The organism is Thermosulfurimonas sp., assembly GCF_015491435.1.
In the GTDB taxonomy this organism is placed as follows: Bacteria; Desulfobacterota; Thermodesulfobacteria; order Thermodesulfobacteriales; family Thermodesulfobacteriaceae; genus Thermosulfurimonas_A.
In genome coordinates, this window is the sequence record NZ_WFVX01000026.1 from 1 (window position 1) to 11,394 (window position 11,394).

Annotated in this window: 9 protein-coding genes; 3 read left to right on the forward strand and 6 right to left on the reverse strand. The window is 52.7% G+C overall.

The genetic code is table 11. From position 1 onward, the window contains the following. Window positions 1-38 precede the first annotated feature (38 nt). Together F8J34_RS00980 and flgL are read left to right on the forward strand one after the other, a co-directional pair. A complete protein-coding gene (locus F8J34_RS00980) occupies window positions 39-3,440 on the forward strand; it encodes a flagellar basal body rod C-terminal domain-containing protein (protein ID WP_297055485.1) in 3,402 nt (1,133 codons plus the stop codon). 17 nt (window positions 3,441-3,457) lie between these two features. Further along, entirely contained in the window at window positions 3,458-4,399 is a 942-nt protein-coding gene (gene flgL / locus F8J34_RS00985) for a flagellar hook-associated protein FlgL (protein ID WP_297055488.1), read from the forward strand. Between the two features lie 8 nt (window positions 4,400-4,407). Here flgL and F8J34_RS00990 read toward each other — a convergent pair whose 3' ends face one another. The 5 genes from F8J34_RS00990 to F8J34_RS01010 all read right to left on the reverse strand — a co-directional run bounded on the left by F8J34_RS00990 (window position 4,408) and on the right by F8J34_RS01010 (window position 8,643). Beyond that, window positions 4,408-4,671 (reverse strand): hypothetical protein, encoded by a 264-nt coding sequence (locus tag F8J34_RS00990; RefSeq protein WP_297055491.1) that lies wholly within the window; start codon window positions 4,669-4,671, stop codon window positions 4,408-4,410. Continuing rightward, window positions 4,655-5,107: a flagellar export chaperone FliS gene (fliS, locus tag F8J34_RS00995; protein ID WP_297055493.1), complete on the reverse strand. Its 453-nt coding sequence runs from the start codon at window positions 5,105-5,107 to the stop codon at window positions 4,655-4,657. Before fliS ends, F8J34_RS00990 begins: the two co-directional genes overlap by 17 nt. Beyond that, on the reverse strand, window positions 5,104-6,432 hold the full coding sequence (gene fliD, locus F8J34_RS01000; protein ID WP_297055496.1) for a flagellar filament capping protein FliD: 1,329 nt from the start codon (window positions 6,430-6,432) through the stop codon (window positions 5,104-5,106). Before fliD ends, fliS begins: the two co-directional genes overlap by 4 nt. 182 nt (window positions 6,433-6,614) lie before the next feature. Then, window positions 6,615-7,007: a flagellar protein FlaG gene (locus F8J34_RS01005; protein ID WP_297055498.1), complete on the reverse strand. Its 393-nt coding sequence runs from the start codon at window positions 7,005-7,007 to the stop codon at window positions 6,615-6,617. Window positions 7,008-7,074: 67 nt separating this feature from the next. Further along, window positions 7,075-8,643 (reverse strand): flagellin, encoded by a 1,569-nt coding sequence (locus tag F8J34_RS01010; RefSeq protein ID WP_297055501.1) that lies wholly within the window; start codon window positions 8,641-8,643, stop codon window positions 7,075-7,077. 143 nt (window positions 8,644-8,786) lie between these two features. Here F8J34_RS01010 and F8J34_RS01015 point away from each other — a divergent pair, with 143 nt between their 5' ends. Beyond that, window positions 8,787-10,967 carry a methyltransferase domain-containing protein gene (locus tag F8J34_RS01015; RefSeq protein WP_297055504.1) on the forward strand — a complete coding sequence of 727 codons (2,181 nt, stop codon included), beginning with the start codon at window positions 8,787-8,789 and terminating at the stop codon, window positions 10,965-10,967. 14 nt (window positions 10,968-10,981) lie between these two features. Here the strand turns inward: F8J34_RS01015 and F8J34_RS01020 are convergent. Then, on the reverse strand, window positions 10,982-11,394 hold a 413-nt coding region (locus F8J34_RS01020), incomplete at its 5' end, for a SapC family protein (RefSeq protein ID WP_297055507.1).

Consider the following 11,394-nt stretch of genomic DNA (forward strand, 5'->3'; position numbering starts at 1 on the left):
CCCCTTCTCCCTCCCCGGTGGGACCCATAGGGAGCGGGGTGAAGGTGGATCAGATTAAACGGTATTTTGACGCCTTTCTGGAGGCCAATCTCAATCTGAAACGCTCGGATCTGGGGCTCTTTTCCGCTGAGGAAACCGGGATGCGCCTGGTGGAGGGTATCTTCAACGAGGCCGGGGACCAGGGGCTCTCCAAGCTCCTCAACGACTTCTTTTCCGCCTGGCAGACCCTTTCCAATCGCCCGGAGGGGGTCCCGGAGAGGCGTCTTCTGGTGGAAAAGGGCAAGCTTCTGGCGGAAAACCTGCGGGACAAGTTTCAGAGTTTGCGCGACCTGGAAAACAATATCGGTCTCAAACTCAAGGAGGTGGTGGAGAGAATCAACGATCTCGCTGCTCATATTGCCGAACTGAACAATCAGATCACCGCCGCGGAAACCGGTGGCCATCAGGCCAATGATCTCCGGGATCAGCGGGACCATCTCATTGCCCAGCTGGCCAAGCTGGCCCCCATTCGTTATTTCGAGACCAAGGACGGGGCCTACAATGTAATCCTGGGGCGAGGCTTCAATCTGGTGGATGTGGATCGGTCCTGGCAACTGGAGATTAGCGGCACCGAGGTCTATTGGGTGGGGCACCAGGGGGAAAAGGCCCGGCTTACCGGCGAGGAGGTGGCCGGAGGGGAGCTCGGGGGCTGGCTGCGCATCGTGGAACAGATCTCCGATCAGTGGAATCATGAATATGTCGCCTCCACCCGTTCCGTCCTCCGGGAGGACGGCACTCCGATCACCGAGGATACCTCCCTTGCGGAACTGGGTCTGGTTTCCGGAGACAAATTCCTCTTTCAGGGGACGGACCATTTTGGAAACGCGGTTTCCGGCACCTACACCGTATCCGATCCCAGCCGGGAAACGGTGAGGGATCTTCTGGATGCCATCGAACAGGCCTTCGGATTCAGTGTTACCGCGGAGATCCGGGATGGCCAGCTCATAGTGCGGGATGCCTATCGAGGGCCGGGCAAACTCACCTTCGCTTTCACCCAGAGCAAACTGGATTTCGGAAGGTTCGACGATCCCAATCTCAATTATCGGGTAAAGGAGTTGAATCTAGCCGGAAAATTGGCCCTTTTTGCCGAGGAACTCATCCGGACCGTGAATCGGATCCATTCCTCGGGGGCGGGGCTGGAATTCTTTTCCGGGGAACTGGAAGGGCTTTATCAGACCTCGGGCTACCTCAAGAATCTTCCCTTTTTCCGTGATCTTCAGCGGGATGGCAGTTTCTTCCTCTGGGTGAGGGACTCCCAGGGGCATATCACTCCGGTACGGGTAAAGTTCTCCCTTCCTGCCGACGCCACACTGGAGGAGGTGGCCACGCAGATCAACGATGCCCTTCGGGGGGCGGGGTTTACCCCGGAGAAGAGTGTGCAGGCCCTGGTGCGGGACGGGCGTCTGGTCTTTCAGGCCCAGGAAGGCTGGTCCTTTGCTTTCTCCAACGATACCTCGGGGCTTCTGGCCTCTACCGGAATAAACACCTTTTTCGGGGGAGTGGATGCCGCAAGCATCGAGGTGAACCCCCTCCTTTCGGTACATCCGGAGTATGTGGCTGCGGCCCGTCTCGATCGCGAGGCCTGGCGCAGCGAGCCGGATCTCTTCCGGACCTATCGTAGCCGGGATCCGGTTTCTACCACGGATGTGGTGGGGGATGCTTCGGATTATTCACTTTACGTACGGTTTTATGATTCGCAGGGCCGGATGGTGGAGGAAAAGTCCGTTACCGTTCCCGCCGGAGCCACTCTGGAAGAGGTAGTTTCGTCCTTGGATCAACTGGAGGGTTTTCGGGCCTACGTGGATACCGATGGGCATCTGGTCCTGACCCTCGATCCCAATACCTCCCGTCCCTATGCCCATTTTGAACTCGGAGTGGAGGATCCGAACACTCAGGGCACGTTTCTGGCCTATCTTAAAGATAAGGGGCTATGGGTCCCTCAGTACCGGCGCGATCCGGCTGATCCGGCCGGAGGGACCCAGATCTTTTCCGGGCTGGAGCCCTGGGTAAAACCCGTTCAGTATGTGGCGGACCTGAAAGGACTCGATCCCGCCGCTTTGCAATTTTCCGGGACCCTCACGGTGCGTTTCTTTGATGCGCAGGGGCAGGAAGTGGGCTCCGAAAGTTTTACCCCCTCGGATACCAACGGAAACGCGGTCATAGATCTCGAGGATCTGGTAAACGCCCTGGATTCCTCCGGCAGTCTGCGGGCTTATATAGATAACGGTCAGGTGGTAATCGGACTGGAGAATCCCCCGGCGGGGACTGCCTATTTGGTGCTGGAGGAGGACGACCAAGCCCGATCCTGGGGACGTATCTTTCTGACCAATGCAGGGACCCCTTTCGAACTGACCTTTTCCACTGGGGCCCTGGAGAACTGGCTTTACGATCAGACCGGCCATCCGGTGGATGCGGATCCGGCTAATCAGGCCGTGGATCCTTTCCGGGTGGATCTTTCCACGGATCAGGGTTTGATTCAGTTGATCCACAAGTATAACGCCACGGAGAATCAGAAATACGGACTATCGGCGGAGATAGATAGCGGGGGACGTTTGCGGATAAAGGCTACCGGGCTTTATGAGCCGCGGAGCTTCGTGGTTACGGATGCCTTCCGGGGGCAGGCCTTTTCCGGCCCACTTTCGGCGGATCGGTTTGAGGCTTCCTCCGATAGTTGGTATTTCCTTACCGATCAACCGGTGGAGGGTACGGATACTTTCGGGGCCCAGACCATCACCCTGGAGTATCAGCGTGAAGATGGAACCACGGTGGCTACGGAAGCGCTATCCCTTTCCGCCGGAGCCACCCTGAACGACTTTCTTTCCGCACTGAATGCGGTGGATCACGACGGAGACGGGACACCGGATTTTTCCGCCGGAATAGATGCCTCGGGAAGGCTGTATATTCGGGTAAACGATCGGGATCTCGACGGAGACGGGGCTCCGGACTGGTCACGTTTTCGTTTGAGCAGCGATCTTTCCGGGGAGGAGGGTAACCTTGCGGTTTATCTGACCCGTCGTCGTTTCCTTGCGCGTAACGATACTCTGGGACTATCCCGGGCTCTGCAGGGGTTTGAGATTCAACCCGGCGACAACCGCAACGCTCTGGCCCTTTCGGATCTTTCGGATTCACGCCAGGACTCCCTGGGTGAGGCCAGTCTTCCCGACTATTATGCCTCGGTGGTAGCCGAGGTGGGGGTAGCAGGGAAGCGGGTCTCCGAGGCCAAAAACTTTACCGAGGATCTGCTCAAACAGCTTCAGCTCCTTCGAGATTCCATCTCCGCGGTATCCCTGGATGAGGAGATGGCCAACCTCATGAAGTATCAGCAGGCCTTTGCCGCGGCGGCCAAAGTCCTTACGGCCTCGGATGAGATGCTTATGACCCTTATTGAAGCCAAGCGTTAAAGGGAGGTGAGAGATAAATGCGTCTTAGTATGCGTACTCTTTACGGAGGGCTTCTTACGGACCTCGAACACCTTACCGAGAGCATGTATAAGTATCAGACCCAGATCGCTACCGGAAAGAAATTCCAGCGTCCTTCGGATGCCCCGGTGGAGTTAAATTATGCCCTGGGTTATCGCAAGGCTCTGGCCGAAATCGATCGCTATCAGGAATCCATTCGTGAGGCTACCAGTTTTCTCAAGACTGCCGAAGGGGCCTTGAAGGGGCTCAAGAAGGTGATCGAAAGAGCCAAGGAACTGGCTCTTAAGGGAGCCAATGATATCCAGAACGCTTCCACCCGCAAGGCCATGGCCGCTGAACTCGATGGCCTGATCCAAGAAGCTCTGTCCCTGGCCAATACCCAGGATGGCGACCGCTATGTTTTTGCCGGAAATCGTCCTACCGGCTATCAGGAGGGTGAAAAACCCTTTGAGCTGGTGAAGAAAGTCCTTCCGGATGGTCAGGTGGTGGAACAGGTGGTGTATAAAGGTGGGGCTGAGAACCTTTATCTGGGTTATGCCCGGGGAAGCAAGATCCTGGTGGGCCGAAACGGGGAGGAAGCCCTCATGGCTTCGGATCTCTTTTCGGCCCTTATTGCCCTGCGGAATACTTTGGCCAACGACAATGTAGCCGACCCCCGCCAGGAGGTGGAGGACATACAGACCCAGATTGGCCGGCTGGATAAGGTCCTGAATCATATCCTGGAAGAGCGCTCCGCGGTGGGAACCCGGCTGGATCATCTGGAACTCAAGAAGAATCTCTATCAGGATTTTCACGATATCTTGATCGGGAACCTGGGCGAGGTGGAAGAGGTGGATTATCTGGAGGCGGTAACCAAGCTGAATGCCAAGCGCACCGCTTATGAAGCGGCCCTGAAAGCCGCCACCCAGACTATGGGGCTCAGTCTGGTTAATTTTCTTTAACTCAGGGGTTATTTAAATTTGAGAAGGAGATAACGCAACTGCTGGAAAAAAACAGGTAATCTCCTTTCGAGTTCAGCCAACCCGGAAAGCCCATTTTCACAGTCCTTCTTGAGATGTTCGGCTTCCTGTACCAGTTCTTCAAGCAGGGTCAAGGCTTGCTGGGCTTCGGTCAAGGAGAGCTGTTCCCAGGGAAAGGTCTGGATCTTTTGAAAGTCTTCAAGCAGGCGCTCCAGGTCCCGCCGGGCCAGGTCTTCTTTACAGCGTAGCAGCAAGGCTTTGAGCTTTTTCACCGCACACTCGGTTGGGAGTCCTTAGCCTTCCTTTCTTTTTTAGGCTAATTTCGGCCTCCACCCAGGCTGCTCGCAGGTTTTCGAGCACCTTGATGATGCGCTTTACAGTCTGGGGATCGTCTTGGACGACAACTCTTAGAAGATCGTTCAAAAGACCCTCATAGATTTCGTGAAGTTGCCGGGCGATTTCGCCTCCTTTTTCAAAATTGAGGGTTCCGTCAAGGACCGCCAGGATGTCTCCCGCCCGTCCCAGGGCCTTGTATTTACGCTCTATTTCTTCGGGCGAGGGTTCGGTTTTCTCCATGATCTCAACGGCGGATTTCAGACTGTTTATGGCTTTATCATAGAGAAGGATCACCAGACGTACCGGATTGGCGGTATTTACCAGGTTTTCCAGGTATCGATGGGGTTGCATCATTTTTTCCCTCCGTACATCTCGGATAAGGTTACAATATAATCCTGCAAACGTTTAATGGTTTCCTGGGCATGGTTCATAAAGACCTCGAGCTGAGCATACTCCTCCCGCAGACGGATCTCTTCCTGGGCCAGACGGGACTGGAGCTCCTGGGCTTGTTTTTCGAGGTCGTCTATCTGTTTCTGGTATTCCGAGGAAATATCCCCTAAATAGTTGGTTTCTACGGTAAGATAGTTATCAAAGGCATTTTTCACCTGGGAGAGGGTATCCTGCATGCCCTCAGGGTTTTCCTGAAGGAGTTCATTTAGGCGATCGGTATCGATGGAGATGTGTCCGGTATCATCCGCGGTAATGAGTCCCTTGTCCATCAGAGGCTGAAGCAGATTAGAGAGACTGGATTCCAGCGAGTTTATGAAATTCTGCCCCAGGAAGATACCCTTTTTCAAATCCGTAAGATCCCGGATTTTATCGATGATCTTATTATAGTTTTCGGCAAAATTTTGCAAAAAGTCAGTAACTTTTGAATAATCTTCACTGATGGATATATGGGTCGAGCCGGTACCCTGAGCGGTGAGATCCACTCCGGAAACAATATCGTTAAAGGTATTGGTGGGGCTGTAAACTGGGCTCCCGCTTCCAATCTGGAGTTGGGCATTTTTCCCTTCCTGAAGGACATTGGTATCCAAGGACCCTAGTTCCGTGGGGAGGGCTCCGGAGGAGATTTCTATGGCGTAAACTCCGTTGGTGGTATCGGTCTCCACGGTGGAGGCCCCTTCATCGGTTTCGGAAAGGAGGAGCTTGTAGTTGCTTCCGTCATAATAGACACTGGCGGTAATTCGGCTCTGGGCGGAATTGATGGTGTCCACCAGATCCTGAAGGGTTCCGCCGCCGAAATTGATGGTGGTTTCCTCATAGCTGGAGCCGTTGAGATTATAACGCAGGGTAAAGGTAGCCGGACTGAGAACGGTATTAAGATCGCTCACACCCCCGGTGGAAAGGCGAATCTCTTTTTGCGCCAGCTGAGAAACGGTTACATCAAAGGAGATATCCGGAGCAGATTGATCCACGGAAACGGTGGCCACATCGGTGTCCGAGGAGGTACCGGTTTTGGCCTGGAAGAGATCGGTTATGGTAGTTCCTTCGAGGAAACTTTCTAGGGAGTCCACCGTGGATTTAAGATCATCCACCGCCTGTTTGCGGGCTTGAAGATCTTTTTCTTTCTGGGCCAAGGCCTCCAGCGGCTTGGCCTTGAGTTTCATGATTTTTTCCACCATAGCCGCTGAGTCGAAGGCCCCGGTGAGGTTGCTCAGGTATATCTCTCCGGCCATCTCCAGCCTCCCCGATCCTCTCTCTTATTTTTATCGGCAGATCCCCGGAAAACTTGAGTCCCGGTCCTATGTTCCCTGAAAGAGAGGAATTGAGGGGAAGAGAGCCGGAGAAGGTTACAAGGAAGGCTTTAAGGATCGGCCTTCCTTGCGGGGCGTAAAAGCCGTTGTTTTAGGCCCGCTTTTTAAATCCTTTCGTTCACCAGGAGTCCCAGCATGCGATCGATATTTTTCATGATCTTGAGCATGTATTCCGGAGGAATCTGCCGGATCACCTCATTGGTTTGCTTATCGATGATCTTTACCACCGGAATACCCAGTTCGTGATCGATTTCAATTTTAAGCTGTTTATTCATGAGATCGAAGCGTCGCTGAAGCTCCTCCACCAGGCGTTTTAATTCTTCCCCTTCCGGCCGTTTTATTTGCTTTTGGTCTGGAGGCGGGGAAGAAGTCTTTTTTTGAGTCGCCCCGACCAGGAGACGGGCCAGATCCTTTTGTCCTTCGGAGGATTTTGGACGCGAAAGCACGGTTTTCTGGGGGGTGGGTAACGGAATATCAACCCCACGTACCCTGATCACCGTACACCCCCAAACCGAATATTAAAACCCGGCCCCGCCCCCAAGCGGGGCCGGGGCTCACCAGAAATTACCGGAGAAGCTGGAGCACCAGCTGCGGCAGCTGGTTGGCTTGAGCCAGCATGGCGATACCGCTCTGCATCCGGATCTGGTAGGTGGTGAACCGGCTCATCTCCTCCGCGTAGTCCACATTTCGAATGACGTTTTCGGCCTCCTTAGTGTTGTCGTAGGCCACCTTCTGCGCGTCGTAGATAGATTGCAAGTTATTCATAATGGCCCCGATCTGGGAGCGCACGGTATCCACCTTTTTAAGGGCCTTATCTACAATGAGGAGAGCATCCTCGGCTCCGGAATTGGTGGTCACATCGATCTGATAAAGGTTCTTGAAGGCTGCGCTACCGGTAGGCACAAAACCCGTATCAGATTTAAGCGCCAGTCCGTAAGGAGAGGCGGTCGCACTTACCGCACTGAAATCGTAGGAGAAGCTATTCAGACCGGCGATGGAAAGATCACCCACTAAGACCCCCGCCGCCGTAGCTCCGGAGGCGGTACCACTAGTAATACTGGTAGTGGTTCCCTGAAGGATCTTGCTCAGATCCACAATAGTACCTCCTCCGGTGGTTCCACTATGAATAATATCTGCTTCCACCCCGATAGTTTCACCGTTGGTCTGGAGGACCAGTTTTCCGTTTTCCGCGGTGGCGGTGAGGTTGTAGCCGTTGGCCTGGGCCTGACCGTTTATAGCCGAGACCAGCTCACTTAAGGTAATGGTCTCCCCCGCGTTAGCAGTATAGGAGGCTGCCGGAGAAGCCGTGGAGGTACCCACAAAGAACTTGAGTACCACGGTATCATTAGTTTGTACGGTAATATCCGTCCAATCCGCGGCCTCGCTCCGGTTGCTGGCCTCCGCCGAGATTCCGGCCTGCTGGAGGTTGGTATTGTTGTTGATCCAGTCAGCAAAATACTTGGCGTCAGTCACCATGTTAGAGGCAGCGGTAAGGCTTTCGGTACCTATGCTCACGCTTTCACCCGAGGCAAACTGAAGGGCACCGGTGATAATAGAGGAATAAGTGGTGGCCGAGGAATAGGCCCTTTCACTCACCGTGTCTGAGCCGGAAACGATATAGGCTCCCAGCGACTGGGCCCGTACGTCTCCGATGGAGAGGGTAACCACTTGTCCCTTCCGGGCACCGTAATGAATGTATTTCCCGCTGAAGGTTCCGTCGAGGAGCTTGATGCCGTTATACTCGGTATCGGTACCGATCTTCTGGATGGCGTCGATAAAGTTGTTGATCTCCTGTTGCAGGGATTGACGGGCATTGGGGTCGTTGATGTCGTTGGCCGCATTCTCGGCCCGGGTGTAGATGGCCTGAAGCTTGGAGAAGATTTGCCCCACATTGTTTTCCGCGATTCGCAGGGCCGAGATTCCGGTCTGGATGTTCTGGTTACCCTGATAGAGACCGGCCGCCACCACCGAGAGCTGGTCGGCGATGAAAAGCCCGGCCGCGTCGTCCTGCGCCGAAAGGATGCGAAGCCCCGTAGAAAGGCGCAGAAGCGACTGGTTCATGAGCCTTTCGTTTACCTTCAGCGCGGTATGGGTGGCCGCGCTTTCATAATTGAAATTAATTCTCAAAGCCATAACTTACCTCCTTGCAGGGGATTTTTCCTCTTCCGCTCTCAGTAATCTTTTCGGCGGTTTACGTAAAAACTTTAATCCCCCATTTACAGCCGGAGACTTTTTGGGGTATGCATTAGATTAGAACGAAGAGAGGAGGAATTTTTATGCTAGTGGCTAAGGCCCTAGAAACCTTTTCTATGGATTTCAACGGCTACCACCTGGAGATTCGTAAGGGTGAAAGGTATCTTTTTGCTGACGATGTTTTCGGGGCCCTTCCTCCCAATTTTCGCCGGTTGTTTTCTCGTACCGAGGCCAAACTTCCCCCTTTTTACCGGGGAGAAGATCTCAACGGAAAGACCCTCCTGGTAGTGGCCCATGCGGCCATCGGAGACGCCCTGTGCATGACCCCGGCTCTACGGGAGATAAAAAGAAAGTTTCCGAAGATGAGGCTCTTGGTAAGCATTTCCGGGCGGGCCCGACCGGTGCTTGAGGATCTTTCCTACATAGACGAACTTCTTACCATGCCGGTACCCTTTGATCGGGTTCGGAAGGCGGACTATCTGGTTAAATGTGTGGAAATGGTAGGAAAACCCCAATTCGACAATCTCAATATGGTGGAATATTTTTTCTGGAAACTGGGGTTGGTTTGCGCCGAGCGGGAGGTACCGGATGTAGTTATTCCCGAGGAGGTAGAAGCGGAAATAGGTCCTATTTTTGAAGAAATCCGGCGTCTAGTTCCCGGGAAAAAAGTGTTACTCTTTCATTACCTGGCCAGCTCCATCCACCGGACCTTACCCCCCCGTCTCCTAAAGGAACTCGAAGACCTCCTTTCCGAGGATTATGTACCGGTGATATGTTCTCTCCCCACCGAAGACGTTACCGTGGAGACCTCGCTCGATGTATATGGTATCCGGGCAGCCAATCTTTCTTCCCACATGAAAACCGTAAAGCATCTTGCCGCAGCGGTGAAGTTTTCGGATGCGGTCATCACCACCGATACCGCTACCCTTCATCTTTCGGCCGGCTTACATAAACCTACCGTACTTGTAGCTGGTCCTATAGAACCAGATTTTACTTCTGCCACTTATCCCACGGTGATCCCCGTGCGCTCGAAATATCTGGGGGAGACCTGTATCGCTCCTTGTAGGAAACACGTTACCCTTGAACCCTGCTCCGAAGCCAAGCGCAAAGGGCAATTTTATAGTCCGTGTCTGGAAAATATCCCTGCCGGGGTTATAGCCCAGGCCCTGCGGGATGCTGAAAAATTGACCTCTGGTGAGTATCAGAAGCCGGAACACTGTCCGGTATGCGGTCATAAAGGAAACGATTTTGCCCTTTTTGAGGTGATCAACGGGTTTCCGGTCTTTGAATGTCCTTCCTGCGGGCTCCAGTTCAGCTGGCCTCTTGAAGAAGCGGAGTATGAGGAAATTTATCAAAAGAGAGGTTCAAATTTACTACAGTATTCAAAAGATCTCCCCTACGAAGATTATCAACAAGTAGAAGATGATCCTCAAAAGGAGATCTCTCGCTGGGAATCTCTCCCCCGATTTCGGTTTCTACTCTCTATATTAAAAGTTCTACCTCGGGGTAAATTCCTGGATGTAGGGTGTTCTACGGGTTTTCTTCTCCTTATGGCTCAAAGGCTGGGTTTTGAAGTATATGGAGTGGATGTCTCGGAAGAAGCCCTTCGGTTGGCTCGGGAAAAATTCGGTCTTCGGGTGAATCGGGCCGGTGATCTATCGGAACTCCCCGAAGATTTCCGGGGGCCCTATCAGGTTATTACCGCTTTGGAAGTCCTGGAGCATCTTCCGGATCCCTTTGGATTTTTACGAGAGATCTGGAAGCTTTTGGACCATCAAGGTCTTTTGATCCTGAGCTGTCCCCCTTTTTATAAATTCGAAAATCTAGCCCGAGGATATCAGAAATTTAAATGGTGGGGAACGGATTATCCCCCCAATCATCTCACTCGCTGGAAACCCTGGACCCTTCATCATGCGCTAAAACAGGCGGGCTTTGCGGAGATTTATTTTTCCACCGAGCCCTTTCTCCCCGGTACTCTTCTGGAGGGGGTACGGCCTCTTCCCTTTACCCTGGAACTTTCCGGGGGACAGAAACTTCAGGTCCCCGCCCAGGTAAGTGCCGGAGTACTGATAGAGACTGCCAAACCCCTTTATCTTAACGCTCCCACTCTCGGAAACTTCCAGTACGTATTCGCCTCTAAAGGCAAATTTCCGGTTCCTAATTTTTCTGTGCTTCTCCAGAGAGCCCTGCGTATGTCGGCGGTAGAAATTATCTGGGGGTTTGACGATCAACCTAAAAGGGCAGAGCCCCCTCAACAGGGTTGAACTAAAAGAAGAATTTAAAAGGGGAGCCGCCCCTCGAAATAAGCGAAAAGTTCGAATAAAGCAAAGTTTCGCATACTTAAGTTTTGGGCTAAAAGAACTGGGAGAGTACCTTTCACTACTAGATGATAGATTTTTTCTGGTTGAAGATGCGAAAGCTTACGTATATCAGCTGTTAAGGCATTTCTCAGGCATATTTCACCGAAGCTGAACTGATGACGTAATTCCAGAGGTTGAACTAAGCCTAGTTCGATAATTTCTCGAGCTTTCTGTGAAGCTTCGTGTAGATCTTTTGCTACTTCTTCAATTTGGGCTTTAATGTTTTGAAAATAAACTGTTTCTCCTTCTTCTGTAAAAAGAAATTCTCCCTTCCCTGGTGTTAAATATTCTTCTTCCACTACAATAATATATTCCTCGTTTTCTTTTATAA